26 protein-coding genes are annotated in these 24,730 nt (G+C 68.9%); 6 read left to right on the top strand and 20 right to left on the bottom strand.

Annotation, left to right across the window (positions count from 1 at the left end; genetic code table 11):
* The first annotated feature begins 26 nt into the window (after nt 1–26).
* From ASC67_RS19140 to ASC67_RS19155, 4 genes are all read left to right on the top strand, one after another.
* Nucleotides 27–1,145 (top strand): glycosyltransferase family A protein, encoded by a 1,119-nt coding sequence (locus tag ASC67_RS19140; protein ID WP_082536134.1) that lies wholly within the window; start codon nt 27–29, stop codon nt 1,143–1,145.
* A gap of 54 nt (nt 1,146–1,199) precedes the next feature.
* Nucleotides 1,200–2,654: a lipopolysaccharide biosynthesis protein gene (locus tag ASC67_RS19145; protein ID WP_056325880.1), complete on the top strand. Its 1,455-nt coding sequence runs from the start codon at nt 1,200–1,202 to the stop codon at nt 2,652–2,654.
* Between the two features lie 62 nt (nt 2,655–2,716).
* The gene (locus ASC67_RS19150; RefSeq protein WP_235566390.1) at nt 2,717–3,730 is read left to right on the top strand and encodes a polysaccharide pyruvyl transferase family protein; all 1,014 of its coding nucleotides are present in this window, start codon (nt 2,717–2,719) and stop codon (nt 3,728–3,730) included.
* Between the two features lie 22 nt (nt 3,731–3,752).
* Entirely contained in the window at nt 3,753–4,574 is an 822-nt protein-coding gene (locus ASC67_RS19155) for a hypothetical protein (RefSeq protein ID WP_082536127.1), read from the top strand.
* Here the strand turns inward: ASC67_RS19155 and ASC67_RS19160 are convergent.
* The 12 genes from ASC67_RS19160 to ASC67_RS19215 all read right to left on the bottom strand — a co-directional run bounded on the left by ASC67_RS19160 (nt 4,571) and on the right by ASC67_RS19215 (nt 15,663).
* Nucleotides 4,571–5,740 (bottom strand): hypothetical protein, encoded by a 1,170-nt coding sequence (locus ASC67_RS19160; protein WP_235566391.1) that lies wholly within the window; start codon nt 5,738–5,740, stop codon nt 4,571–4,573. The two genes, ASC67_RS19155 and ASC67_RS19160, sit on opposite strands and share 4 nt — an antisense overlap.
* A gap of 183 nt (nt 5,741–5,923) precedes the next feature.
* Entirely contained in the window at nt 5,924–6,808 is an 885-nt protein-coding gene (locus tag ASC67_RS19165) for a family 16 glycosylhydrolase (RefSeq protein ID WP_056325889.1), read from the bottom strand.
* Nucleotides 6,805–7,995: a glycosyltransferase gene (locus ASC67_RS19170; protein WP_056325892.1), complete on the bottom strand. Its 1,191-nt coding sequence runs from the start codon at nt 7,993–7,995 to the stop codon at nt 6,805–6,807. Before ASC67_RS19170 ends, ASC67_RS19165 begins: the two co-directional genes overlap by 4 nt.
* Nucleotides 7,995–9,053: a glycosyltransferase family 2 protein gene (locus ASC67_RS19175; RefSeq protein WP_056325896.1), complete on the bottom strand. Its 1,059-nt coding sequence runs from the start codon at nt 9,051–9,053 to the stop codon at nt 7,995–7,997. The genes ASC67_RS19170 and ASC67_RS19175 overlap by 1 nt, the downstream gene beginning before the upstream one ends.
* 5 nt (nt 9,054–9,058) lie before the next feature.
* The gene (locus ASC67_RS19180; protein WP_056325898.1) at nt 9,059–9,805 is read right to left on the bottom strand and encodes an exosortase C-terminal domain/associated protein EpsI; all 747 of its coding nucleotides are present in this window, start codon (nt 9,803–9,805) and stop codon (nt 9,059–9,061) included.
* Nucleotides 9,802–10,743 (bottom strand): exosortase B, encoded by a 942-nt coding sequence (gene xrtB / locus ASC67_RS19185; protein WP_082536128.1) that lies wholly within the window; start codon nt 10,741–10,743, stop codon nt 9,802–9,804. The genes ASC67_RS19180 and xrtB overlap by 4 nt, the downstream gene beginning before the upstream one ends.
* Before the next feature lie 182 nt (nt 10,744–10,925).
* The gene (locus ASC67_RS19190; RefSeq protein WP_056325900.1) at nt 10,926–12,122 is read right to left on the bottom strand and encodes an acyltransferase; all 1,197 of its coding nucleotides are present in this window, start codon (nt 12,120–12,122) and stop codon (nt 10,926–10,928) included.
* A 55-nt stretch (nt 12,123–12,177) separates the two neighbouring features.
* A complete protein-coding gene (locus tag ASC67_RS19195; protein ID WP_082536129.1) occupies nt 12,178–13,026 on the bottom strand; it encodes a GDSL-type esterase/lipase family protein in 849 nt (282 codons plus the stop codon).
* A gap of 104 nt (nt 13,027–13,130) precedes the next feature.
* A complete protein-coding gene (locus ASC67_RS19200; protein WP_056325906.1) occupies nt 13,131–14,132 on the bottom strand; it encodes an NAD(P)H-dependent glycerol-3-phosphate dehydrogenase in 1,002 nt (333 codons plus the stop codon).
* Between the two features lie 25 nt (nt 14,133–14,157).
* A complete protein-coding gene (gene secB, locus ASC67_RS19205; protein WP_056325908.1) occupies nt 14,158–14,646 on the bottom strand; it encodes a protein-export chaperone SecB in 489 nt (162 codons plus the stop codon).
* 184 nt (nt 14,647–14,830) lie between these two features.
* Nucleotides 14,831–15,106: a glutaredoxin 3 gene (gene grxC / locus ASC67_RS19210; protein ID WP_056325911.1), complete on the bottom strand. Its 276-nt coding sequence runs from the start codon at nt 15,104–15,106 to the stop codon at nt 14,831–14,833.
* A gap of 140 nt (nt 15,107–15,246) precedes the next feature.
* Complete coding sequence (locus ASC67_RS19215) at nt 15,247–15,663, bottom strand: rhodanese-like domain-containing protein (RefSeq protein WP_056325914.1); 417 nt, start codon at nt 15,661–15,663, stop codon at nt 15,247–15,249.
* 93 nt (nt 15,664–15,756) lie between these two features.
* On the opposite strand from ASC67_RS19215, the gene gpmA reads away from it, so the two are divergent.
* Nucleotides 15,757–16,500 carry a 2,3-diphosphoglycerate-dependent phosphoglycerate mutase gene (gene gpmA, locus ASC67_RS19220; protein WP_056325918.1) on the top strand — a complete coding sequence of 248 codons (744 nt, stop codon included), beginning with the start codon at nt 15,757–15,759 and terminating at the stop codon, nt 16,498–16,500.
* 9 nt (nt 16,501–16,509) lie between these two features.
* Here gpmA and ASC67_RS19225 read toward each other — a convergent pair whose 3' ends face one another.
* The 7 genes from ASC67_RS19225 to ASC67_RS19255 form a co-directional block, all read right to left on the bottom strand.
* Nucleotides 16,510–17,646 (bottom strand): HD-GYP domain-containing protein, encoded by a 1,137-nt coding sequence (locus tag ASC67_RS19225; protein WP_056325920.1) that lies wholly within the window; start codon nt 17,644–17,646, stop codon nt 16,510–16,512.
* 110 nt (nt 17,647–17,756) lie between these two features.
* Nucleotides 17,757–18,506, bottom strand: a complete 750-nt coding sequence (locus ASC67_RS19230) for a 1-acyl-sn-glycerol-3-phosphate acyltransferase (protein ID WP_056325923.1) — start codon at nt 18,504–18,506, stop codon at nt 17,757–17,759.
* 28 nt (nt 18,507–18,534) lie between these two features.
* Nucleotides 18,535–19,854, bottom strand: a complete 1,320-nt coding sequence (locus ASC67_RS19235) for a dihydroorotase (protein WP_056325925.1) — start codon at nt 19,852–19,854, stop codon at nt 18,535–18,537.
* On the bottom strand, nt 19,851–20,813 hold the full coding sequence (locus ASC67_RS19240) for an aspartate carbamoyltransferase catalytic subunit (RefSeq protein ID WP_056325928.1): 963 nt from the start codon (nt 20,811–20,813) through the stop codon (nt 19,851–19,853). The genes ASC67_RS19235 and ASC67_RS19240 overlap by 4 nt, the downstream gene beginning before the upstream one ends.
* Nucleotides 20,813–21,313: a bifunctional pyr operon transcriptional regulator/uracil phosphoribosyltransferase PyrR gene (gene pyrR, locus ASC67_RS19245; RefSeq protein WP_056325931.1), complete on the bottom strand. Its 501-nt coding sequence runs from the start codon at nt 21,311–21,313 to the stop codon at nt 20,813–20,815. Before pyrR ends, ASC67_RS19240 begins: the two co-directional genes overlap by 1 nt.
* A complete protein-coding gene (gene ruvX, locus ASC67_RS19250; RefSeq protein WP_056325934.1) occupies nt 21,310–21,720 on the bottom strand; it encodes a Holliday junction resolvase RuvX in 411 nt (136 codons plus the stop codon). Before ruvX ends, pyrR begins: the two co-directional genes overlap by 4 nt.
* Entirely contained in the window at nt 21,713–22,315 is a 603-nt protein-coding gene (locus tag ASC67_RS19255; RefSeq protein WP_056325937.1) for a YqgE/AlgH family protein, read from the bottom strand. Before ASC67_RS19255 ends, ruvX begins: the two co-directional genes overlap by 8 nt.
* A 34-nt stretch (nt 22,316–22,349) precedes the next feature.
* Here ASC67_RS19255 and ASC67_RS19260 point away from each other — a divergent pair, with 34 nt between their 5' ends.
* On the top strand, nt 22,350–23,843 hold the full coding sequence (locus tag ASC67_RS19260; protein WP_056325940.1) for a deoxyribodipyrimidine photo-lyase: 1,494 nt from the start codon (nt 22,350–22,352) through the stop codon (nt 23,841–23,843).
* 39 nt (nt 23,844–23,882) lie between these two features.
* Here ASC67_RS19260 and ASC67_RS19265 read toward each other — a convergent pair whose 3' ends face one another.
* On the bottom strand, nt 23,883–24,653 hold the full coding sequence (locus tag ASC67_RS19265; protein WP_156466831.1) for a hypothetical protein: 771 nt from the start codon (nt 24,651–24,653) through the stop codon (nt 23,883–23,885).
* Nucleotides 24,654–24,730: the final 77 nt, after the last annotated feature.

Here is a 24,730-nt window from a genome sequence, read left to right on the forward strand (position 1 = left end):
GCGGCCCACACGCACGGGCCATGGTGATGGAAGCGCGACAAGGGACGGGAGGTGCCGCAGGCACAGGCGGCGGCATTCACGCGCCGGCTCGCGCAGGCGACGAGATTCGTCTCTCCGTCGTCATCCCGAACTACAACTATGCGCGCTTCGTTGGCGATGCGATCGACAGCGCCCTCGGGCTGGACTGGCCTCACGTGGAGGTGATCGTCGTCGACGACGGCTCCACAGACGGCTCACGCGCGGTGATCGAGGCCTATGGACCGCGCATCACGGCCCTGTTCCAGCCCAACCAGGGCCAGGTGGGGGCGTGCAACACCGGCTTCGTCGCCTCGCACGGCAACGTGGTGATCTTCCTCGACTCGGACGACGTGCTCGACCCGAGCGTGGTGCGCGAGGCCGCCGCGGCGTGGCGGCCAGGCATCAGCAAGCTGCAGTTCCAGATGCGCAGCGTGGACGCCGACCTCGTGCCGCACGGTTCGTTCTTTCCTCAGTACCACCAGGTGCCGACGCCGGACGAAGTGCGACGTTGGGCGACGAGCACGGGCACCTACCCCACGCCGCCCGGCTCGGGCAATGTCTACAGCCGGGAGTTCCTGCAGAAGATATTCCCGCTCGACCATGCCGGCGGTCGGGCGAGCGACTCGTGCTGCATCGCTGCCGCACCCTTCCTCGGCGACGTGATCACCTTGCCCAAACCTCTGGTGTCCTACCGCATCCACGGCAAGAACGACGGCGCGTTCAGCGAACTCGATACGCGGCGCTTCGGCCGCGAGGTCGCTCGCGCCACACAGTTGTTCGGCTATGCGCAGCGCATCGCAGCGTCGGCGGGCCTGAGCGTCGCAGATGACGCCATACGCTACAGCCTCTCGTTGCTGCCCTACCGCGTCGCCTCGTTCCGACTCGACCCCACGGCGCATCCTCTGCCGCGCGACCATCGCGTGTCGCTGCTGGGTGACCTGTTCCACGGCTTGCGCCGACCGCAGGGCATGACGTGGCGAGCGCGCGCCGCCATCTCGATCTGGAGTGTCCTGGTGCTGTTCGCCCCGATGTGGCTCGCCAGTCGCATCGTGCTCTGGCGATTTGCGACCGGGACGCGACCTCAAGCGCTGGTCCGTTCGATGCGCGCACTGGGTATCGTGCGATGACGTGCGGCGCTGGAGACAGCGGCTGGCCCATCGAGGCCGAACCGGTGGCCGGTCATGAATAGGCAGAAGGCGATTCGATCGGCTCTCTGGAGCGCGACCGAACACGGAGGCGTTGCCGCGATCTCGTTCATCACGCTGATGGTCGCGGCGCGATTCATCAGTCCGCAGGATTTCGGCGTCTTTGCGGTTGCACTCGCAGTGACTGAACTGCTGGGGCTGGTTGTCACGATGTGGCTCCGCGACGCGCTTGTCCAGCACCCGCATCTGGAAGCCAGGCACCTGGACAGTGCGTGGACCGCCACCTTGTTCTGCAGCGTCATCGTCTTCGGGCTTTGCATTGCGATTGCGCCACTGTTCGAGTACTACGTACCGCACCCGCAAAGCCAAGCCATCTTCTTGCTCACGGCCCTTTCCATTCCGTTCAGCGGCTGGTCCGCAACACTCATTGCGGATCACCAAAGGCAGCTTGAGTTCAAGCTGCTCGCAGGCCGGTCGATCGTCTCGCGGCTCATGGGCTCGGGGGTGGCGCTCGTCATGGTGCTGAGCGGATACAACATCTGGTCCTTGGTGGCTCAGCACCTGATCACCAGCTTTGTGGCCTCCTTGATCCTGTGGTACGGAACCAAGACGAAACCTCGGCTCCGATTCAAGTTCAACGACATTTCGCCGTTCCTGCGCTTCGGACTGTTGAGCCTCGGCTCGGTCTTCATCGCGTTCGCCTCCAGACGGATCTTCATCGTCGTTTGTGGCGTCTCTTTGGGCGCACAGGCCTCGGGCTACCTGAACATGGCCTTCAAGGTGGTCGACATGCTGTGGAATATCGTGGCGACCGCAGCCGGCCAGGTCGCCTTTCCGGTGCTGTCGCGCTTGCAAGGCAATCCAGAGAAGCTCAGGCAGGCCTACCAGGAGGCCTCCGGACTGGCGTGTGCGGCGTTCTTTCCGATGTTCGTCGGTATCGCCGTGACCGCGCCCATCCTGATGCCCGTGCTTTTCGGACCGCAATGGGCAGACAGCGCCTATCTCGTCACGATACTCGCGCTGCTGACCATGCTTCAAGCACAGAAGACCGTCGGTGTCCCGATGCTGAAGGCCTCTGGTTTTCAGGGATCGATCACGATCGGTGCTGCATTCGAGCTGATTGCGCTGCTGTCGATGATCGCGCTGCTCGGTTGCTCCACGTTGAACGACGCGTTGGCGATCTGGGTCACGCGCGAGACGCTCGGTGTGGTGCTCGTCATCGCCATGCTGCATCGAAACATGAATATCCATCTCAGAAGCCAGCTGGTCGGCGCGCTGAAACCTGCAGTCGCCGTGGCCGTCATGGCAACCGCATTGCTGGGTTGGATGCAGATCGCTCCCATCGACTCCGTCAGCAAGACCAATCTCACGGTCCTCGCGATGCTCGGATGCCTTGTCTATGCCAGCGTCCTGCTGATGATCGATCACCGTCTCAGGGCTCGCCTCGCGTCATTGCTCTCCGCAGCGACAAGAACGCTGAAGGCACCATGAACCGGTGAAACCGAGTCCCATTTTTCGAACATGAGAAAGTTCCGCAATTGAGAATATTCAAAGTGCCGGGCGTGAAAGGCAATTTCGGCGATGAGTTGAACGACTGGCTTTGGAATCGCTTGGCTCCAGAGACATTCGCCGAGTCAAGCGACCCCACGCTGTTCTTGGGAATCGGCACGATCCTGAGCGCCAATCTCCCGGCAGCACCGCGCTACGTGGTGTTCGGCTCAGGCGTTGGCTACGGGCCGCCGCCCATCGACAGGTGCCGAGGCGATCGCTGGCAGGTCTATGGTGTGCGCGGCGAGTTGACTCAGCGTCTGCTCGACCTTCCAACCGACCGCGCAATGTCGGACCCCGCGATCCTGCTGGCCGCGTGCCCCGAACTCCGCAACGCCTCATCGACCCGGCGAGGCATCGCCTTCGTGCCCCACTGGAAATCGATGAACTACGGTTTCTGGAACGCCGTTTGTCAAGCGGCCGGCATTCGCCTGATCGACCCCTGCCAGGACGCGAAACAGGTCATTCGCCAGATCCAGGACGCCGAACTCGTCATCGCGGAATCCATGCATGCTGCCATCGTGGCCGACACATTCAGGGTGCCCTGGATTCCGGTTCTTCTCTCTCCTGAAGTGTCGGCATTCAAGTGGCGCGACTGGGCCAGTTCGTTGGCGCTTCCCTACGCTCCTGTTCAACTACCTGCGAGTTCCTTCATCGAAGCCACGCGAACCCATCTCGTTCGGTACGTCAATCCAGAAATAGGCCTCGAACCGGAACGCGCCGCGCTGCTGGACCCCGAGGCGTTGATCGAGTCCTACCTCCGAAGCAACGGCAACGATGACCGGACACCCGGGCAGGGCCTGGCACGATGGGGCGAGATCGTTCTCAAGCGCCTGTCCCGGGTCGAGCGTGGGCTGCGGCTCAGCCGGTCCGTGCGCATTGAACAGTGCGCGGCGTCTTTGCGTCGAGCGGCCTCCGGACCGAGCCACCTGAGCACCGATCGGTCGCATGCGGACGCACTTTCGTTGACGCAGGAGCGCCTGGCTCGCCTGTGTCGAGCCGAGTCTGCGCCGACCTGACCTCCCCGCGATCGCCAGCACCGTGCAGAAGAAGATCCTCAGCTTCATCGTTCCCGTGCGACACCCGGAGAATTCACCCGATTGGGGTCTTCTTTGCGTCAAGCTCGAACAAGCCGCGCGATCGATCGCCGGCCAAACGGACAGCCGCTGGTCGGCCGTGGTCGTCGTGAACCATGGTGCGACGGTTCCGGTCATGCCGCGCGGCATCGAGCTCGAACGCGTGGACTTCGCGCCGAACCCACTGTACGAACGCGGCACATCGAGCCTGGACGAGTTTCGAGAGGCTGTCCGCCTGGACAAGGGCAAACGGATTCTGGCGGGGCTGCTGGCCTGCGCACCTTCGGAATACGTGATGATCGTCGACGACGACGATCTGATCAGTTGCCGGCTCACCGAGTTCGCAGCCTCGCGTGCGGACAGCAATGGCTGGTTCTTCCAGCACGGCCATGTGTGGCAGGACGGCGGCCGCTGGACCTATGTTCACGACGACTTCTCGCGGTTCTGCGGGACCTCGCACATCATCAGACGCGGCCTTCTGGGTCTGCCAAGCTCGATCGAGACGGCCGAGCCCGACTACATCAAGCGGCGGCTCGGGAGTCATGTCTACATCAAGGAAGACCTCGAGCACCTGGGATTCGCACTCGACCCGCTGCCGTTTCCCGGCTCGATCTATCGCGTCGGTCATGCCGGGGCACACAGCGGATCGCCGGGCCTGATGCGCCAGTTGTTGTTCAGCCGCGATGCGCTGGCACATCCTCGGCGCACCTGTCGAAGGTTGCTGTCGATGCGGAAGATCGATGACAGGCTCCAGCGTGAGTTCTTCGGAACACCGTCCTCGAGTTAGCTGCTCCAGGACCGTACCGGTGGTTCGCTCTCGACGCGACCTGCAAGGTCCGCGCTCCGCGCATGCAGGTCTGCAAGTGCTCCTCCTGCCAGCGGCATGAAGCCGACCACGACCAGCGCAAGGTAGTTGTTCTCCGGCATCAGCAGGTGTCCCCCCATGATCAGCCAGGAAAAGAACAACGCGGCGCGAACCTGGATCGGTATACGCGGGCGGTTCAGCATCACCAGGAACATCGCCACGAAAGCGACGAAGCCCAGCACGCCGTACTCGAACAGCAGCTTGGCCCAGGTCGGATCGTGGAACTCGTAGGACGATGACGGCCCGAGTCGGTAGATGGTGCCGGGCCCATGGCCCAGCCAGAAGGTCCAGATGTCGCTCATCATCGTGTCGGCAATGACGCGGAACGGAGCGATGTACCGGATGTAAGCACTGCTGCGCTCGGAGCCGAACTCACCAATGCGCCCGAGAGTGAACGACAGGTTCAGCACATCACCCAGAAGCAGCACGGCAAGGCCCCCGATCAGGGCGACTGCGCCGAGGCGCAGCAGCGTTCTCAGGCCGAGGGGAAACAGCAGCCCGATGAACAGCGTCAGGATGCCGGTGCCCGAATAGGTGAGCAGCAGCGCCAGGCCGAAGATGGCGATGCGGACCATCCGCCGGTACAGCAAACCCTCGGCCAGCAGCGCCAGTGCCATCACGAACGAAAACAATGACGGCTCGCGGAAGAAGAAGCCGTTCGACTTGAACAGCGAGCCGACCGGAATGACCGTGTTGTAGCCGCTCGGCCCGCGCATCACGTAAGGGATGTACTCGGTGAAGTCGAACAACCACGGCGGTCGGACCACAAACTGCGCGAAGAACTGCGCGATGCCGGCCACAGCACAGAACAGCGCGACATTCAGGAAGGCACGCATCGCCCAGTCGGCATCGTTGCGCCCCTGCGGATCGGGCACCAGGACGAACACGAAAGGGAAGAACATGGCCGCCAGCAGGATCAGCGACGAGAAGGAGGACCGATCGATCTGCGCGAGATTGACGTTGGCCAGCATGCTGCCCGCGGCCAATGCAATGCACAGCACGTAGATGAACAGGCGGTCCATGGAGAAGCTCAAGCGCCCGGACGCGACGGCTATGCCCAGCACCGCATACATCGCCAGCAAGGTCACGTTGGCCGAGTAGCTGCCCAGATTGAGGCCGAAGCGCTGCAGCACGGTGGTCGACAGCAGCAGAAACACGATCGATGCCCGCAACAGCATGCCCCGGCTCATCAGCTGCGGTGCAGCACCGGGCTCGAGGGACGGACTGTCTACGGTCGCGGTGTTCATGGCTGGTGCGAAACGCGGGCGGGCTCAGCGCTGCCAGACGCGTATGTAGTCGATCTCCAGGTGCGCCGGCAGCGAATCGGCGTTCGGCGACCCCGGCCACTTGCCGCCCACCGCCAAATTGACCAGCACGTGTGCGGCTCCGCCATCCTGGCCATTGTTGTGCACCCAGAGGTAGTCGCGGTCGGTCACCAGCACGCCGTCCACGTAGTGGCGCACGCTGTCGGGCGTCCACTCGACCGAGAACACGTGGAACTGCTCGGCGAAGTCGGTGCCTGGCACGTAGGTCTTCTGCGCGTCGAGCTTGCTGACGCGCTGCTTGGCGTTCTTGGTGCCCACGCCGTGCAGGAAGTGGAAGCTGCGCCGGGTGCCGCCGTCACCGTTGTTCACGATCTCCACCACGTCGATCTCGGGCGGCCAGGTCTGGTCCTGCGGGTTGAGCCAGAACGCGGGCCAGGTGCCGCGGCCCGGCGGCGCCTTCATGCGGATCTCGTACACGCCGTACTGGCCGCTCCAGCGCGAGCGCAGCATGCCGCTCTCCACCTTGCCGGGCTTCAGTTCGCCGGGCGCCCGGGCCACCAGCGACAGGCCGGTGTCGGTGAAGACGTGGTTGTCGTTGTCGCGGTAGCGGCTCCACTCGTCGTTCACGTGGTCGAGCGTGCCGTTGGCGAAGATGTAGCGGGTGAAGAACTCCTTGCGCAATGCGGCGGCGTCGCGGATCAGCGTCTTGAAGTCCCAGTTCTTCACCAGCCTGTAGCCCGACTCGCGCACCGGCGCGACCGGCTGGCTGGGCACGCTGGCGGCCACGCTGCCACCCTGCGGCTGCGCGCACGCCGTCAGCAGGCCGGGCCCGCAGGCGACCGCAGCGGCCATCACGGCCAGGCGGGCGATGAGGTGGCGGCGGTTATTCATTGCGCTGGCGGCTGCGCCTGGACCTTGGGCGGCCGTGCGCCGGCGGAGCGGGCGTCGATGGCCTGCTGGTACAGGGCCCGCGTCGCGACACCGATGCCGGCCCAGGTGCTGCCGGGCGGCAGGGGGCGCGGCATGGAGCGATGAACCACTGCGTCGGCCAGCGCCGTCGCCAGCGCGCCGATGTCTTCCGGCGGCACCAGCGCGCCCTGCGTGCCGGGCTGCAGGTCTTCGGCGAAGATGCCGACGCGGCTGGCGATCATCCACTTGCCGAGCGACTTGACGAGGTAGTACACGCCGCTGGCGTCGATCTGGCGGTAGGGGAACACGAAGGCGTGGGCCTGAGCGAACAGGTCGGCCATCTCCTGCTCGGAGAGGCGCTGGGGGCGCAGCTCGAAGGCGTCACCGAGCGCCAGCTCCGCGATGCGCGCCTGCAGCGGCGCGAGATCCATGCGCGGCCGCCCGGCCACGATGAAGCGCGACTGGCGGCGCACGTCGGCGGGCAGGCGGGCCACGGCCTCGATCAGCACGTCGAGCCCCTTGTAGGGCTTGATCTCGCCGAACAGCACGAAGCTCCAGCGCGGGTCGTCGCGCCGCAGGCCGGCCGGCGACGGCGTGGCCTGCAGGCGCAGCGGGCCGTGCGGGATGACGGCCAGCTTGGCAGCGGACACGCCGCGCTTCACCAGCCGCTCGCGGCCGGCCTGCGTGTGCACGACCACGCGGTTGGCCAGCTTGACGGGCAGGTCGAACGCCAGGTTCTGCAGCAGCGACATGCGCTCGCCGTTGAAGGGCACCGTGTCGTGCACCGTCAGTACCACCGGGCAGCGCGTGCGGATGAACAGGATGGCCAGCGTGTCGAGCGGCGGCACCACCACCCACTGGAAATGCACGACCGCGGGGCGGCGCACCACCACGCGCCGGCACAGCTGCAGCAGGCCGACCGCGTGCGACAGGCCTTTGGCCAGCGCACGCAGCGCGCGCGGCAGGCCGGGGGCCTCGTCGATGACCTTGTAGAAGAAGGCGTCGACGTGGGCCTCGGGGAGCTCGGGGCGGTCGCCCTTGCGCGTGGGCCGCACGGCCCACGTGGGCTGCACGCCGGCCGCGAGCAGGCCTTCGGTGAGCGCCGCGTCGTAGGGCGCGGTGAACAGCGAGGGATCGACCAGCAGGGCGTTCAAGGGTGGGAGGCTCATCAGGCGGTGGTTCTCGATTCAGCGGGCCACAGGGGGGCGGCCAGGACGGGTTGCCAGGCCTGCTCGCGGCGGCTCAGCAGACCCGACAGGAAGCCGAGCGCCCAGGCCGTGTGCATGGTGGCGGCGGCCACGCCGGCCAGCAGTCCGCAGGCGGAGCGGTGCCGCACCGCCATCAGCAGCGACGTGAGCAGCAGCACGCCGACGTACAGCACCGGCCACGCCAGCAGCCCGGCGAACCAGGGGCTGACCGCAAACGCTGCCACCGTCAGCAGCAGGTGCGCAGGCACCGCGAGCTGCCGCAGGCGCAGCGAGCCCGGATGGCGGCGCGCGGTGCGCGAGCGCCCGGCGCCGTAGCGGAAGTACTGGCGCGCCAGCGCCGGCAGGCTGCTGCGCGGGTGGTAGCCGAGGCGGATGCCGGCGTCCAGGTAGATGCGGGCACCGAGGGCTCGTTGCCGGCAGTCGAGCTCGGCGTCCTCGTTGTGCGTGAAGCTCTCGTCGTAGCCGCCGGCGCGGCGAAACGTGTCCATGCGGAACGCGGCATGGTGGCCGTGGTCGACGAAGCCGCTGCGCTGCCCGCCGCGATGCGCCGATCCGCCGGTACCGACCGGCGAGTTGGACACCCAGGCCACGGCGCGCTCGAGGCAGCCGTGGCCGATGGAATCCATGGGCACCACCACCGCATCGGCGCCGGAGCCGGCCAGCGAATCGAGCAGGCGCTGGCAGAAGCCGGCGGGGTAGACGGCGTGCGCATCGCAGCGGATCAGCACGTCGGCCTCGCGGCCGAACTGCCGCGCCGCGAGATTGACCGCCGCGCTCTGGATGCGCGCCGGGTTGTGCAGCAACTGCACCGCGGGTTGCTGTGCCGCCACGGCCTTGACCTTCGCGACGGTGCCGTCGGTGCTGCCGCCGTCGACGACGACGATGCGCCAGCTCGCGGCGGCCGGCGGATCCGCCAGCAGCCCCGCAAGCAGGCCGTCGATGTGGGCCGCCTCGTTGAGCGTGGGGATCACGAGCAGCACCCGGGCGGGGCCGGACGACGATGGCGTTTCGGTGGACATGCGGACTACAACAGTAGAAGCGCACGCGCGTCGGGCGTCAGTGCGGCAGCGAACTCGGCCAGGAAACCTTCGACCTGCGGATAGGCAGCCGGCGCTTCGGCCGGATCGGCGATGACGCGAGAGGCGCGCACCAGCGCGCCGTCGCGCAGCCGGCCCTGCAGGCCCTCGGCGAGCAGGTGCAGGCGCGTGTCGACGGCGTTCTGGCTGTAGATGCTGCCCATGCGGATCCAGTAGCTCACGGCCTCGGTGTGGTGCACGCTGCGCGCCACCATGCGCATGCCATCGACCGGTGGCGTGCCTGCCGCCGCCACATCCAGCCGGGCCGGATCGAGCGACAGCACCTCGAAGCCGACCGCGGTGTAGCAGACCTCGGGCCGGTGGACCTTGACCTCCTGGCTCTGCTGCCGGGTGTAGGCCACGGCCAGCAGGATCTGCTCGCCGCGAGCGTTCTGGTAGGTGCGCAGCAAGGTCTGGTCGTAGGGCTGGCTGATGAGTCGCTCGCCGTCGCCATCGACGGCGAGGTCGACCTGCTCGTGCAGCGACGGCACCAGCTGCCACTCGCCGATGACCGAGGGCACAGCCACTTCGAGCCGCGGCAGCGGTTCTGCGCCGTTCGGCGCAGGCGGCAATCTCGGCGTGAGCATCCAGGCCGCCACGGCGGCCATCAGCATCAGCAGGAAGACCGCCAGGCTCGAGCGCCAGGGCAGACCCGGCCGCGGGCCTGCGGGCGCCGTTGTCGTGGCCGCACTCATCGCAGCACCTCGCGCCGGAAGCCGGGCAGCGCGGGAAGACGGCGCAGCAACGTGTCGGCCAGCACCGTCATGCACAGTGCGGCGGCGAACAGCACCATGCCCGAGAAGCCGTGGATGAAGCCTTGCCCCGCGGCGTCGCCGAAGTGGTAGGTGATCAGCACCAACACCACGACGCGCAGCACGTTGGAGGCGAACGAGATCGGCACGATCAGCACCGCGAGCAAGGCGTTGCGCAGCGCCGACGCGTGGCGCACCACGTTGAGGTAGAGCAGCCCGAAGGCCTCGAGCATGAACAGCGAGTTCAGGCCCGAGCAGGCATCGGCCACCTGCAGCTTGTACTGGCCGACCGTCAGCACCACGCCGGCACGGGCGATGGGGTAGCCGGCCGCGTGCAGCAGGTGCTCGACGACATAGGACACCGCGATCTTCAGCGGCTGGGTGATGGCGTCGACCACCGAGCCGGGCAAGGGAATCAGGAAGCAGAGGAAGAAGAAGGCAAACCCCATCCGCCGTGTGACCGCGGCGCCCAGCAGCAGCAGCGAACCGCCCAGCAGCACCGGCAGCAGCGAGGCCACCTCCAGCACCGGAAACGACTGCGACCGGCCGACCACATACACCAGCAGGCCCAGGACCAGCAGCGACCAGCCGGTGCGGGGGCGCAGATCGGCGGACGCGGCGGGTTGCGTCCGTGATGCACCCTCGGCCCTGAACTGGCGGAAGAACAACCACACGACGACACCCAGCACCACCGGTCCGTGCGAGTGCGTTCCGGTCTGCCACAGGCCTTGCGCCAGGCCGACGAAGGTGGGCACGTACAGCAACAGCAGGCCCAAGGCCAGCAGCGCCGGAGCGAGCCAGGCGCGTGCGATCAGCGAGCTCCGATCCGCCGGCGCAGCAAGGCCGCCGGACACCACCGCCAGGCGCTCGGCGCGCGTCATCCGGCCTCCGCGTTGCGAGCCGCGCCGAAGGATGGCGAGGCACGGCAAGCCGATGCGAACCAAGGTGTTCTCATCGTTCGAGTTTACGCACTTGTTGCGATGCAACAAATGTGACGAGCGTGACTGTGGGTTTCTTCCTGACCGCGCAGAAATCGGCCCTCTGAACGGCTGCGGCGCGTGTTTCAGGGGCGCGACGTCGAGGTGGCCGGCAGCGCCGACGCCGCGCCGGGTTCGGCACGCTTCGGGACCAGCGCCCGCTCGAACCGTGGTCTCAACCAGCGGGCCACGTGCCGATAGTGACGCTCGAACGCGAGGTAAAGCAGATAGGCCACCACGTGGGACAGCAGCACGCCGGAAAGGATCGACACCCAACGCGGTGCTGCATCGCGGGTCAGTTCCCACACGACGATCAGCACCGTGTTGTGGATGAGGTAGAGGCTGTAGCTGTAGGACGCGAAGAAGCGGCAAGCGCGCTCCAGCAGCGGCGGCACCGACCTCACATTGGCCAGACCGATCAGCACGCCGAAGACGACGATCGCGATCAGCGCCACCGTCTGCAGATCGTAGCCGTCGAAGCCGACTTTCGCTGCACGGCCGACCAGTCCCGCCGCGCCGAACGTCACCAGCCAGAACGCCATCCATCCGGTGCGTCGGTCGCCGCCCGACGTCAACCGAGCGAGTGCGCACCCGGCCACCGCGCCGAGCAGCCAGATCAGCGTCAGGGACTTTCCACCACCTGCGGCCGCGTTCCAGATGACGACGGGGAGACTCAACGCCACCAAGGGCCATAGGTAGCGGCGGCGAACGGGCTCGCGGCACAGCACGCAGAAGAAGAACAGGCCCACCGAGACGTAGATCCACAGCTCGATGGACACCGTCCAGAAGGGCTCCGCGGTGTTGTAGGGGCGGATACGCCACGGAATGTCGAAGCGCAGCATCTCGAGGAACTGGAATGCGCTGTGATCCTGGAGCATCAGCAGATTGCCCACGAACGGTCGCACGCCGGTGTTGATCTCCGGCGCGCCCCATTTGGTGGTGATGAACAGGACATTGGCCGCGGTAATGAGCAGCAGCGCCGGCACATAGGGCGTGATGATTCGCGCGACGCGATCGGCAAGAAAGCCCGGCAACCGCGGCCCGGGCCTCTTTTGCCAGTTCAGCATCGACTGCGTGATCAGGAAGCCCGACAGCAGGAAGAACAGCGACACCGCGATGCTGCCGCCGCCATACCGAATGCTGCCGTTGAAGTGGATCAGCACGATGTGCGAGACAACGACCAGATTCGCCGCGATCGCCCGCAAGGCGTCAAGGTAGGCGCTGGCTGCGCCGGACAAGGCCGGGACGGATGTCGCGCGGCGCTCGAGGGTGTTGGCGTTCATGGAGTCGTGCGGGGAACGACGGGGTGTGGACTCGGTCACGGCGTGGTCAGGGGCCTCAGCCCGTTTGAAGCATCGCGAGCACGGGCGCGAGGACGCTTCCCCATCTTGCGTAGCCTTCAGCGGAGAGGTGCAGACGATCCGGCGCCAAGTAGCGAAACTCGATCGAACCGTCGCGTCCGGTGAAGGCGTCGAACAGGTCGACGACCGCCACGCCGCGCTCGGGGGCCGCCATCGCCTTGATGCCCGCGTTGAGTTCTGCGAGCCTTGCCGGCTCGACGGGTGCCTGGGCGTGCGCGCGTGGTGGCAGCGTGCACAAGACGATCGGGACGCCGGCATTGCGCTGCCGCGCCATGCTCACCATCGCCGCGATGTTGGAGAGCGTGTCCGCCGGCCGCTGCTGTGCACTGAGGTCGTTGGTTCCGATCAGCAGAACGATCGCTTTCGGGTGGAGTTCGAGCACGTCCTGCTCGAAGCGGAACAGCAGCCCGCGACTGACGTCCCCGCCGATGCCACGATTGGCCGTCGGCACCGACGGGAAGTCCTTCTTCAACGAGGTCCAGCCCGCCGTCAACGAATCGCCGGCGAACACGACACTGCCCTGCTCCTGTTCCCGCCGAAGCCAGAACTCGCGCCGGTTATCCGTCATCCAACCGAAGACGCGCACGACTCCCCTGCCGGGCCATCGGGCTGCTTCGGTGGGATAGGGCCGGGGGCCAGGCGCAGTGGCCGCGGGCGCGCCGACGCCGCGGGACGCGTCGGCCGACTGCGCCGACACCGGAGGTTGAATGCACGCGACAACAACAACCAGCATCAGGCCGAGCCAAGGCCGCCGCCACCGAGAGAAAGCACCCGATGGCAGCGCGGCAGGACCGACCGGCGCAGCAGAAGCGATGAGTGGATTCATCGATGCAGTTTACGCATCTGCTGCACCGCACAAACGTGTCAACCGTGACTGTGCGTTTCTCCCGGCGACTACGACAACACGTTGATGCGCCAAGGTTTGCGGCGTCAGCCCGTGCCGCCGGCCTCGGCCCTCGCCTGCCTTCGCATCAACCGCTCCAGCGCCTGCGCCGGCGTCAGCCGGCCGTCGAGCACGGCCACCACGGCGGCGGTGATGGGCATGTCGACGCCCAGCGCCTGCGCGCGCGCCAGCACGGTGGCGGCGCTGTAGACGCCTTCTGCCACGTGGCCCAGCGCAGCCAGCACCTCGGGCAGCGAGCGGCCCTGGGCGAGCTGCAGGCCGACCTGGCGGTTGCGCGACAGGTCGCCGGTGGCGGTGAGCACCAGATCGCCCAGGCCGCTGAGGCCCATGAAGGTGTCGACGCGCGCGCCCAGGGCCGTGCCCAGGCGCGTGATCTCGGCCAGGCCACGGGTGACGAGCGCCGCGCGCGCGTTGAGGCCCAGGCCCATGCCGTCGGCAATGCCGGTGGCGATGGCGATGACGTTCTTGACCGCGCCGCCCACCTCCACGCCCACCGGGTCGGCCGAGGTGTAGAGGCGCAGCGATTCGCTGTGGAAGGCCTCGACGGCCTGGTTGCGCAACGCCTCGTCGGTGCTGGCGGCCACCAGCGCAGAGGGCTGACCGCGCGCCACCTCGAGCGCGAAGCTCGGGCCCGACAGCACGCCCACCCGGGCGGCCGGCGCCACTTCGCGCGCCACCTCGTGGCCGAGCGCGCCGGTGCCGGCCTCGAAGCCCTTGCACAGCCACCACAGGCCGGCGCCGCTGGCGGCGCAGCACGCCAGCATCTCGCGCAGGCCCGACATGGGGGTGGCGATGACGATCAGGCCGCCGTCCACCTGGGCGTGCGCGATCGCCGCGTTCAGGTCGGCCGTGAGGCGCAGCGCGGCGGGCAGCACCACGCCAGGCAGGTAGCGCTGGTTGTCACGGGTGGCCGCGATCTGCGTGGCCTGGGCCGCATCGCGCGCCCACAGCAGGGTGTCGTGGCGCGGCGCGATGCCGACGGAGAGCGCCGTGCCCCAGGCACCGGCGCCGAGGACCGTGATGCGCATGCGCAGGCCCGGTTCGCTGCGCGGATCAGGCGTTGGTGATGATCGGCGAGCCGCCGTTGCCGTTGCTCACCGCGCCTTGCTGCTGCGCGGCGGCCTGCTGCGCCTCGTACATGGCCTGGAAGTTCACCTCGGCCAGGTGCACCGGCGGGAAGCCGGCGCGGGTGATGATGTCGGCCACCGTGGCGCGCAGGTAGGGGTAGACGATGCCGGGGCAGGCGATGCCCAGCACCGGCTGGATCTGGCCGTCGGGCAGGTTGCGGATCTCGAAGATGCCGGCCTGCTTGGCTTCGCACAGGAACAGCGTCTTCTCGGCGACCTTGGTGGTGACCGTGGCGGTCACCGACACCTCGTAGATGCCATCGGCCACGGTTTCGGCATTGACGCCCAGGCTGATGTCGACCTGCGGCTGCGACTGCTCGAGCAGGATCTGCGGCGAATTGGGCTGCTCCAGCGACACGTCCTTGAGGTAGACGCGCTGGATCTGGAACACGGGGTTGGAGTCTTGCTCGGCCATGGTGGGCATCCGTCAGGGGCTGGGCCGGCTCGAACGCGCGGGGCCGTGGGGCGCATCGCGGGCTGGAGGGGCCGTAAACAAACAAACGGCCCGCCGTCGTCGACGTCGGCGGGCCCGTGGGCATGGAACCAGCGGATTATGTCGCAGCGGGGTGGCGCCGGCCGCGCCGCCGGACAGCCGTCCGTCAGGCCTGGGACTGCGGCTGCAGCAGCGGCATCAGGCCACCGCGCTGGTCGAGCGCGATGAGTTCGTCACAGCCACCCACGTGGGTATCGCCGATGAAGATCTGCGGCACGGTGCGCCGGCCGGTCGCCTGCATCATGGCGTCGCGCTGGACGGGATCGAGGTCGATGCGGATCTCCTCGATCTGCTCCACGCCGCGCTGCTTCAGCAGCGCCTTGGCCCGGATGCAGAACGGGCAGACCTGGGTGGTGAACATCTTGACGGTGGACGACGACATGGCGGGCAATCGGTGGAACGAGCCGCCAGTGTCACGGAATCGACACGACCTTGCCGGGCTGCGGGATTGATTTCCGCACCAATGCGCGGCATTTGGCGCTATCTGGGCGATAGGGGCTGGGGTGAGGGTTCAGCGCCGGCTCAGGCCGCCGACTTCTCCACCGGCAGTTGCGCCTCGCGCCACGCCGCCAGGCCGCCGATCACGGCGCTGGCCTTCTCGTAGCCGAGCTTGCGCAGCATGGCCACGGCGCGGCTGGCGCGCGCGCCGGTCGGGCAGATCACCAGCACCGGCAGGCTCTTGTTGGTGGGCAGGCCCTTGGCGCCGCTTTCCAGCCCGGCGAGCGGGATGTTGCGGGCGTTGCTGGCATGGCCGGCGGCGTACTCGGCCGGCTCGCTCACGTCGATCAGCACCGCCTTCTCGCGGTTGATCAGCATCACCGCCTCGGCGGTGGACACGCGGTTCGGGCCGCTGCCTCGCGCGATCAGCGGCCACACCAGGAAGCCGCCGGAGGCGAGCGCAGCGAGGACCAGATACCAGTTGTCGAGGAGAAACTTCACGGTGGGGGCGCGCGCGGCCGGCGCGGTCAGGGAGGCGGAAAGACAGCGATTCTAGAATCTGCGGCTACTCCCCTTGCTGCAGCGACCTGCCTCATGACCCAACTCGTGCTGATCCGACACGGCGAATCGACCTGGAACCTCGAGAACCGCTTCACCGGCTGGACCGACGTGGAGCTCACGCCCACCGGCGTGGCCCAGGCCCAGCAGGCCGGCCGGTTGCTGAAGCAGGCCGGCATCGACTTCGACACCGTCTACACCTCGGTGCTCAAGCGTGCGATCTGGACCGCCTGGCACTGCCTCGACGGCATGGACCGCACCTGGCTGCCGGTCATCAAGGACTGGCGCCTCAACGAGCGCCACTACGGCGGCCTGCAGGGTCTGAACAAGGCCGACATGGCCAAGCAGTTCGGCGACGAGCAGGTGCTGCTCTGGCGCCGCAGCTACGACGTGCCGCCGCCGCCGCTGGAAGCGAACGACCCGCGCAGCGAGCGCGGCGACGTGCGCTACGCGAAGCTCGCGCCTTCGCAGGTGCCGCTGACCGAGTGCCTGAAGGACACCGTGGCGCGCGTGCTGCCGCTCTGGTACGGCACGCTGGCGCCGGCCATCGCCGCCGGCCAGCGGCTGGTGATCGTGGCGCACGGCAACAGCATCCGCGCGCTGGTGAAGCACCTGAACAACATCTCCGACGCCGACATCGTGGGCGTCAACATCCCGAACGGCATCCCACTGGTCTACGACCTCGATGCCAACCTGAGGCCGACGTCGAAGTACTACCTCGGCGGGGCCGATGCCGCCGCGCAGGCGGCCTCGGTGTCGGCACTGCAGGCGGACGGCTGAGGCCGCGCCTCAGCCCACCAGGCCGTAGAGCCGCTCCGGCACCACGCGCAGGACGAGCTGCAGGTCGGTCGCCCGGCCGGCGATCTGGTAGCCCGGCTGGGCGGTGTCGCGCGGCGTGGTGCGCACCGTGGGCAGGCCGGCCCGGTCGGTGATGGCGGCCACCATCGGTGCATGGGCGCTGGGCCCGCGGCGCGTGACGACCGCCAGTTCGCCGGAGGCGAGCCGCACGAAGTCGCCCGGCGGGTAGATGCCGTATTCCTTGATCAGCGCAGCCGCCAGAGGGCTGCCGCCGCTTTGCTGGAACAGCTGCTTCGCGGCCTCCTGCATCGACAGCGGCACGCGGCCGGTGCGCAGGCTGATCTTGGCCAGAAACACGTCGGCCAGCCGCAGCGCGACGGCCGCTTCGCAGACCTCGCCCAGACCCTGCGGATAGCCGCCGCCGCCGGGCTGCTCGTGGTGCTCGAGCACGGTCTGCAGCCAGGCCTCGTCGCACACCCCGGCGGCGCGCAGGCGGTCCACCGCCTGTTGCGGGTGCGCGCGGATCTGCGCGAGCTGCGCGGTCGTCGGGCGCTCGCCTTGGACCGCGAGCGCGCCCTGCAGGTCGAGCGTGGCGACGTTCATCGTCAGCGCCGCCCGCACCAGCGTCTCCACACGCTCCTCGGCCCAGCCGGCGCGGCGCGCCATCAGCTGGCCCGCCAGCGCGGTGTGCAGCGCATGCGCCACGCCGTATTCCGCCAGGCGCCGCGGGTCCTGGCGGATCGAGCCGTAGATCGCCACATCGGGATCGCGGTCGACCAGCGCGATGAACTCGCCGACGAAGGCGTCGACGAGCGCCGGGAAGTCGTCGCCACGGCCCAGGCTGCGCAGCAGCTGGTCGAGCCGGCGGTTCATCTGCGCCCAGTGGTCGAACAGCGTGAGCTGGCGCTGCGGCTTCTGGCCCTGGGCCGCCTCCTGCAAGGCGCGCTGCCAGGCCTTGATCTCCTCGACGTCGGCGTAGGCGCCGCGATCGAGCAGCGCCTCGAGCTGGGCCTCGCTGGCGACGACCTGGCCGCAGGCCAGCAGCAGCTTGGCATCTTCGCTGCGCACGCCGAACGGCAAGGGCACGCCGACCTTGATGTGGTGCGCGACCAGTCTCAGCAGCTGCATGGCGACCCCTCCATGTTCGACCGCTCTCTGTGCCGTCGATGGCGGAGCGTGCCTGAACGCTAGGGCGCGAACGGCGGTGCGGCAATGCGGACATAGCCGCACTCCGAGCGTCACGTGGTCGGTGGCGTTTGCAGGGCGTCGTCGATCGCGGCACGCAGGCGCTCGGCGAGCGCGCGACGCTCGGCGTGCGCGCTCGCCAGCGGCACCAGGAACTGCACGTGCACCTGCAAGTCGTCGGCGCAGGCCACCCACCACAGGCTCTGCACCAGCGTGGTGTCGCCGACGTAGGCCACCGCCCGGCTGACCGCATCGAAGCGGTCGTGATAGCGCAGCGCGACCGGCTGCACCGGCGTGCCGGTGGCGATGGAGGCCTGCAGCAGGTTGGCGTGAAACGGCAGCAGCGTGTGGCCCTCGCCGGTGGTGCCTTCGGGGAACACCGCCACCGTATCGCCGGCCGTCAGTGCCTCGGCCATCTGGTGCACCACGCGCAGCGCGTCGCGCTTGCGCTCGCGCTCGAGGTAGAGGCTGTCGGCCGCTTCGGTCAGCCGGCTCAGCAGCGGCCAGTGCCTGACGTCGGCCTTGGACACGAAGCGGGCCTGCGGGCAGAACGCGTGGATCGCCACGATGTCCAGCCAGGAGATGTGGTTCGCCACCAGCAGCGCCCCGCCGGGCCAGGGCTCTCCGCTGCTGCGGTAGCCGACGCCCGCGACGCGTAGCATCCTGCCGGCCCACCAGCGCACGCGCTCGCGCCGCTCGGTGCGGCCCAGCGCCCGGAAGCTCGTCAGCACGATGGCCACGCCGTGCAACACGTGCAGCAGCACGCGCAGCAGCCGCCACGCGGCGCGGAGTCGGCGGCCCATCAGCAGAGCGCGAAGAGGACGCAGCGGCTCATGCCGCGTCGCGCGCCGCTTCGTGCGCCACGTGCCCGGCCACCAGCGTGGCGCGCACGCGACCCGGCAGCTCGAAGCCGCTGGTGTCGAAGGCGAACGGCGTGTGCTTGCCCTGACTGCGCAGCGCGGCCGGCGTGACCGTCCAGCGCGCGTCGGGGTCGAACACGCAGACATCGGCCACGCCGCCCTCCACCAGCCGGCCAGCGCTCGAGGCCAGCGAGCCCAGCGCGTCGCCCAGCACGCGCACCGGCTCGCAGCTCACGGTGGCCAGCGCGCGGTGCAGGCCGGCGCCGCTGTCCTCGCCCCACTTGAGCGCCAGGCTCAGCAGCAGTTCCAGGCCGGTGGCACCAGGTTCCGCCTCGGCGAACGGCAGGGTCTTGGCGTCCTCGTCGACCGGCGTGTGGTCGGACACCAGTGCGTCGATCGTGCCGTCGGCGAGCCCGGCGCGCAGCGCGTCGCGGTCGCGCTGCTGGCGCAGCGGCGGCACGAGGCGCATCGCCGGGTTGAAGTAGCCGATGTCGACATCGGTCAGGTGCAGCGAGTTGATGCTGACGTCGGCCGTGACCGGCAGCCCCTCGGCCTTGGCCGCCCGCAGCAGCGCCACGCCGGCCGCGCTGGACAGCCGGCACAGGTGCACGCGCGCGCCGCTGGAGCGCACCAGTTCGAACAGCGTGTGCAGCGCAATGGTCTCGGCCGCGACCGGCACGCCCGACAGACCCAGCCGCGTGGCGACCGCGCCGCTGGCCGCCACACCGCCGCCCAGCCACGGGTCGTTCGGGCGCAGCCACACCGTGTAGCCGAAGGTGGCCGCGTACTGCAGCGCGCGCGACAGCACCTGGGTGTCGCGCAGCACCGCATCGGCCTGCGAGAAGCCCACGCAGCCGGCCTCGGTGAGCTCGGCCATCTCGGTCAGCACCTCGCCGGCGAGGCCGCGCGTCAGGGCACCGAGCGGGAACAGCCGGCAGCGGCTGAGCTTGCGGGCGCGGAACTTGAGCATCTCCACCAGCCCGGGCTCGTCGAGCGTGGGGTCGGTGTCGGGCAGACAGACCAGGCTGGTCACGCCGCCGGCGGCCGCGGCCGCGAGCTCGCTCTCGAGCATGCCTTCGTGCTCGTGGCCGGGCTCGCGCAGGCGCGCCGCCAGGTCCACCAGGCCGGGCGCCACCACCATGCCCGCGGCATCGATCGTGCGGTCGGCGGCGAAGTCGGGCGCGACCTTGCCGATGGCGAGGATGCGCCCATTGGCGATGGCGATGTCGGCCGGCCCGTCGCGGCCCGAGGCGGGGTCGACCACGCGGCCGTTGCTGATCAGGATCTTCATGCGTTGTTCCCCGCGATCGTGCTCATGACCGCCATGCGCACCGCGATGCCGAAGGTCACCTGCGGCAGGATCACGCTCTGCCGGCCGTCGACCACCGCCGAGTCGATCTCGACGCCGCGGTTGATCGGGCCCGGGTGCATCACGATGGCGTCGGGCTTCGCCAGCGCGAGCTTCTCCTCGGTGAGGCCGAAGCTCTTGAAGTACTCGCCGGCGCTGGGCAGCAGCGCACCGCTCATGCGTTCGTTCTGGAGCCGCAGCATGATCACCACGTCGGCGTCGCGGATGCCCTCGCTCATGTCGTGGCAGACGCGCACGCCCATGTGCTTCAGGTCGGCCGGCACCAGGGTGCGCGGGCCGACCGCCCTCACCTCCGCCGCGCCCAGCGTGGTGAGCGCGTGGATGTCGGAACGCGCGACGCGCGAGTGCACGATGTCGCCGACGATCGCCACCACGAGGTTGCTGAAGTCCTTCTTGTAGTGGCGGATCGTGTACATGTCGAGCAGCCCCTGCGTGGGGTGCGCATGGCGGCCGTCGCCGGCATTGACCACGTGCACGTGGGGTGCCACGTGCTGGGCGATCAGGTAGGGCGCGCCGCTCTCGGCGTGGCGCACCACGAACATGTCGGCATGCATCGCCGACAGGTTGGCGATGGTGTCGAGCAGGCTCTCGCCCTTGGCGGTGGAGCTGCGCGCGATGTCGAGGTTGATGACGTCGGCGCTCAGGCGCTTGGCGGCGATCTCGAAGGTGGTGCGGGTGCGGGTGCTGTTCTCGAAGAACAGGTTGAACACGCTTTTTCCGCGCAGCAGCGGCACCTTCTTCACCTCGCGGTCGTTGACGCTCAGGAAGGTGCCCGCGGTGTCGAGGATCTGCGTCAGCACCGCCTTCGGCAGGCCTTCGATCGACAGCAGGTGGATCAGCTCGCCGTGGGCGTTGAGCTGCGGATTGCGCTTGTTCAGCATCAGGCGCTTTCGAGTTGGAGGGTGAAGCCGCCGGCCTCGTCACGCACCAGCGCCAACCGCTGGTGTCGCGGCACCACCACGCGGGCGGCCGACACGGCAGGCTCGATCGGCAGCTCGCGACCGCCGCGGTCGACCAGCACCGCCAGGCCGACACTGGCCGGCCGGCCGAAGTCGAACAGTTCGTTGATCACCGCACGCACCGTGCGGCCGGTGTAGAGCACGTCGTCGATCAGCAGGATGTGGCGGCCCTCGATCTCGAAAGGCAGCGCCGTGGCGTCGGTGGTGGCGCTCATGCCGCGCGAGCCGAAGTCGTCGCGGTGCAGCGCGCTCGAGATCACGCCGTGGCGACCGGCCAGTCCCAGGTCGCGCTGCAGCCGCTCGGCCAGCCAAGCGCCGCCGGACCAGATGCCCACCAGCACGGTGTCGGGCTTGAGCAGCGGCCGCACGCGGGTCAGCAGATCGGCGTAGAGCGCTTCCGCGTCGAGGTGCAGGGTCGTCATTCATGCTCCCGGAAATACTGTTCGAGCAGGATCGCCGCCGCGGCGGCATCGGCGTCGCGCGCACCGTCGGCCAGGGCCTCGGTGGTGGACCAGCGCTCGTCGACCTCGTGCACCGGCAACCGGAAGCGGCCGTGCAGCTGGCGGGCGAAACGCTGTGCGCGCCGGGTATTGTCGTGCGGCGCGCCGTCGGGGTGGAACGGCACGCCGACCACCAGCGCGGCGGGCTGCCATTCGGCGATCAGCCTGGCGATGGCGTCGAAGCGCGCGTCGCCCTCGGCGGCCACGGTGCGCAAGGGCTGCGCGCTGCGCGTCAGCGTGTTGCCGGCGGCCACCCCGGTGCGCTTGAGGCCGAAATCGAAAGCGAGCAGGGTCTGCAGGGGCTGCGGGGTGCCGGCCGGCTCAGGCATGGCCCGCTTCACTGCTCAGCATGCGCGGGTCGATGCCCAGCAGCGACAGCGCCTTGTCGTAGCGCTGCTCGATCGGCGTCTCGAAGATCACCTCGGGCTGCGCGTCGACGGTGATCCAGCCGTTGCGGGCGATCTCGTCCTCCAGCTGGCCGGCGCTCCAGCCGGCGTAGCCCAGCGTGACCAGCACGCGCTTCGGGCCGGCGCCGTTGGCCAGCGCCTCGAGCACGTCCTTGCTGGTGGTCATGGCCATGCCGCCGGGGATGCGCAGCGAGGAGGTGTAGGTGGCACCGTCGGCGTCGATGTCGGCCGCGTCGTCCTCGCCGCGCTCGTGCAGCACGAAGCCGCGCTCGGTCTGCACCGGCCCGCCGATGTAGACCGGCTGCTCGGCCAGCTCCTCGCGGTCGAGCGGCAGGTCGACCTTCTCGAACAGGCGGCCAAGCTTGATGTCGCTGGGCTTGTTGATCACCAGCCCGAGCGCGCCGCGCTCGGTGTGCTCGCACAGGTAGACCACCGAGCCGGCGAAGTTGTCGTCGGCCATGCCGGGCATGGCGATCAGGAACTGATTCGTCAGGTTGGTGGCGGAGTCCGAGGCCATGCGGCGATTGTAGTGACCGGGCACACTCCGGCGCATGGACAAGGCCCCGGTAAAAACACTCGACGCCGCGCTGGTGTGGTGCCGCCGGGACCTGCGCGCCCACGACCATGCCGCGCTCTACCACGCACTGCGCGCCGCGCGGCGGGTCTGGGTGGCGTTCGTGTTCGACACCGAGATCCTGGACCCGCTGCCGCGCACCGACCGCCGCGTCGAGTTCATCCGCGACAGCCTGGTCGACCTGGACGCACAGCTGCACACCCTGGGCCGCAGCCACGGCACCGAAGGCGTCGGGCTGATCGTGCGCCACGGCCGCGCGCGCGACGAGATCCCGCGCCTGGCCGCCGCACTGCATGTGCAGGCGGTCTACGCGAACACCGACTACGAGCCCGCCGCCGTCGCGCGCGATGCCCAGGTGCGCGGCGCGCTGGCCCAGACCGGCATCGCCTTCCACCCGGCCAAGGACCAGGTGGTGTTCGACACCGACGAGGTGCTGACCGCCGCCGGCACGCCCTATGGCGTGTTCACGCCCTACAAGAACGCCTGGCTGAAGAAGCTGGAATCCTTCTACCTGCAGGCCTACCCGGTGGCCCGACATGCCGGCGCGCTGGCGCCGCGCCCGGCGGGTGAGGCCGCCGGCGTGCCGTCGCTGGCCACGATCGGCTTCGAACCCACCAACCTGGCGGCGCTGAAACTCGCCCCCGGTACCGCCGGCGGCCGCGCGCTGCTGGAAGACTTCAGCGACGAACGCATCGATCGCTACGACCAGACGCGCGACTTCCCCGCCGTCAAGGGCCCCAGCTACCTGAGCGTGCACCTGCGTTTCGGCACCGTGTCGATCCGCGAGCTGGCGCGGCTGGCCTGGGACCGCGCGCGCGCCGGCTCGCGTGGCGCCGAGGTGTGGCTGTCGGAGCTGATCTGGCGCGACTTCTATCACCAGGTGCTGCACCACCATCCGCAGGTCGTCGACCGCAGCTTCAAGCCCGAGTACGACAAGATCAAGTGGGAGCACGGCAAGCACGCCGACGCGCTGTTCGCCGCCTGGTGCGAGGGTCGCACCGGTTATCCGCTGGTCGATGCGGCGATGCTGCAGATCAACCAGACCGGCTACATGCACAACCGCCTTCGCATGGTGGTGGCGAGCTTCCTGTGCAAGGACCTGGGCCTGGACTGGCGCCGCGGCGAGCGCTACTTCGCCGAGAAGCTGAACGACTACGACCTCGCCGCCAACAACGGCGGCTGGCAGTGGGCCAGCTCCAGCGGCTGCGACGCCCAGCCCTACTTCCGCATCTTCAATCCGGTGAGCCAGAGCCAGAAGTTCGACGCCCAGGGCAAGTTCATCCGCCGCTACCTGCCGCAGCTCGCCGCCCTGCCCGACGCCGCGCTGCACGCGCCGTGGGACGCCAAGCCGCTCGACCTGGTCGCCGCCGGCCTGGTGCTCGGGCGCGACTACCCGGAGCCCATCGTGCGCCACGAGCTGGCGCGCGAGCGCACGCTGGAGCGTTATGCGGTGGTGAAGGGCGCGCGATGAGACGGTGGCGGCGCGGGGCCACCGCGCGCCCGAGGTCCGTCAACGGGTTCCGAGGAACACCGTGCCGGCCGAACGATCGGCGCTCGTCAGGGCCACCACGAGTTGCTGCGCGGTGCCGATGATCGCGATCCCGCTGGCCGTCGAGTTCGCCAGGATGCAGGGCGCCGGGCCGAAGGCCACCGACACGGCGTAGAGGTTCTTGCCGCTGGGATGGGGCGCCACGTTCCCCGTGATGCTGCAGCCGCTCAGCGAGGCGGTGACGGCGCCACCGGCGCTTACCGTGACGCTGCCGCTGCTGCCGTCGAGGGAGTCTCCATTCCAGGTGCCGACAATCGTGCCCAGGCTCGCGGCGGCGTGGTAATCGAAATCGGAGGCCTCGGCCGGCGTCAGCGTCAGGCTGGTCACCGAGGCGCCGCTCGGACTGAACGTGCCGGACACGACGCCCGACACCGTCATCGAGCCCGAGAAGCCGGCCGTCCGGACCACGCCATTCCCGAAGTCGTACTGGCGCAGATCGCTCGCGCTCACCGTCGCACCAGCACGGCTCACGGTGCCCTGCGTCAGCGTGTCGATGTAGAGCACGCCACTCGACTCGAAGCCGCTGAGGCTCCAGAACGAGCGGTCCGGCAGGACCAGCGCCTGCCCGCTGGCACCGGTGCTGCTGGCCACGAGATAGCCGCCCTCCAGCGGCGTCGCGTCCGTGGCCGGGCCTTCGGTTGCGTCGTCGCCGCCCCCGCCTCCGCCACCGCAGCCGGCCAGACACACCGCGAGAGCCCATGTCAGACCCAGCGCCGAAACTCGATATCCCATTTGTCATCCTCCCCGGTTCTTGAATCGCCGGATTCTGTGGGCACCAAGGAAGGTTGAACGCGCTTGCCCCGCCTGCC

It is taken from the genome of Methylibium sp. Root1272, assembly GCF_001425905.1.
GTDB lineage: Bacteria > Pseudomonadota > Gammaproteobacteria > Burkholderiales > Burkholderiaceae_C > Methylibium.

Bases quoted from the DNA above. Each gene is read 5' to 3' on its own strand.
- ASC67_RS19170 (WP_056325892.1), bottom strand. From the start codon at position 7,995: ATGAGCCTCCCACCCTTGAACGCCCTGCTGGTCGATCCCTCGCTGTTC.
- ASC67_RS19140 (WP_082536134.1), top strand. From the start codon at position 27: ATGGAAGCGCGACAAGGGACGGGAGGTGCCGCAGGCACAGGCGGCGGC.
- secB (WP_056325908.1), bottom strand. From the start codon at position 14,646: ATGGCCGAGCAAGACTCCAACCCCGTGTTCCAGATCCAGCGCGTCTAC.
- ASC67_RS19200 (WP_056325906.1), bottom strand. From the start codon at position 14,132: ATGCGCATCACGGTCCTCGGCGCCGGTGCCTGGGGCACGGCGCTCTCC.
- ASC67_RS19165 (WP_056325889.1), bottom strand. From the start codon at position 6,808: ATGAATAACCGCCGCCACCTCATCGCCCGCCTGGCCGTGATGGCCGCT.
- ASC67_RS19195 (WP_082536129.1), bottom strand. From the start codon at position 13,026: ATGAATCCACTCATCGCTTCTGCTGCGCCGGTCGGTCCTGCCGCGCTG.
- grxC (WP_056325911.1), bottom strand. From the start codon at position 15,106: ATGTCGTCGTCCACCGTCAAGATGTTCACCACCCAGGTCTGCCCGTTC.
- ASC67_RS19190 (WP_056325900.1), bottom strand. From the start codon at position 12,122: ATGAACGCCAACACCCTCGAGCGCCGCGCGACATCCGTCCCGGCCTTG.
- ASC67_RS19235 (WP_056325925.1), bottom strand. From the start codon at position 19,854: ATGAAGATCCTGATCAGCAACGGCCGCGTGGTCGACCCCGCCTCGGGC.
- ASC67_RS19225 (WP_056325920.1), bottom strand. From the start codon at position 17,646: ATGCAGCTGCTGAGACTGGTCGCGCACCACATCAAGGTCGGCGTGCCC.
- ASC67_RS19255 (WP_056325937.1), bottom strand. From the start codon at position 22,315: ATGGCCTCGGACTCCGCCACCAACCTGACGAATCAGTTCCTGATCGCC.
- ruvX (WP_056325934.1), bottom strand. From the start codon at position 21,720: ATGCCTGAGCCGGCCGGCACCCCGCAGCCCCTGCAGACCCTGCTCGCT.
- ASC67_RS19240 (WP_056325928.1), bottom strand. From the start codon at position 20,813: ATGCTGAACAAGCGCAATCCGCAGCTCAACGCCCACGGCGAGCTGATC.
- ASC67_RS19175 (WP_056325896.1), bottom strand. From the start codon at position 9,053: ATGTCCACCGAAACGCCATCGTCGTCCGGCCCCGCCCGGGTGCTGCTC.
- ASC67_RS19265 (WP_156466831.1), bottom strand. From the start codon at position 24,653: ATGGGATATCGAGTTTCGGCGCTGGGTCTGACATGGGCTCTCGCGGTG.
- ASC67_RS19260 (WP_056325940.1), top strand. From the start codon at position 22,350: ATGGACAAGGCCCCGGTAAAAACACTCGACGCCGCGCTGGTGTGGTGC.
- ASC67_RS19230 (WP_056325923.1), bottom strand. From the start codon at position 18,506: ATGGGCCGCCGACTCCGCGCCGCGTGGCGGCTGCTGCGCGTGCTGCTG.
- pyrR (WP_056325931.1), bottom strand. From the start codon at position 21,313: ATGACGACCCTGCACCTCGACGCGGAAGCGCTCTACGCCGATCTGCTG.
- ASC67_RS19180 (WP_056325898.1), bottom strand. From the start codon at position 9,805: ATGAGTGCGGCCACGACAACGGCGCCCGCAGGCCCGCGGCCGGGTCTG.
- ASC67_RS19145 (WP_056325880.1), top strand. From the start codon at position 1,200: ATGAATAGGCAGAAGGCGATTCGATCGGCTCTCTGGAGCGCGACCGAA.
- gpmA (WP_056325918.1), top strand. From the start codon at position 15,757: ATGACCCAACTCGTGCTGATCCGACACGGCGAATCGACCTGGAACCTC.
- xrtB (WP_082536128.1), bottom strand. From the start codon at position 10,743: ATGACGCGCGCCGAGCGCCTGGCGGTGGTGTCCGGCGGCCTTGCTGCG.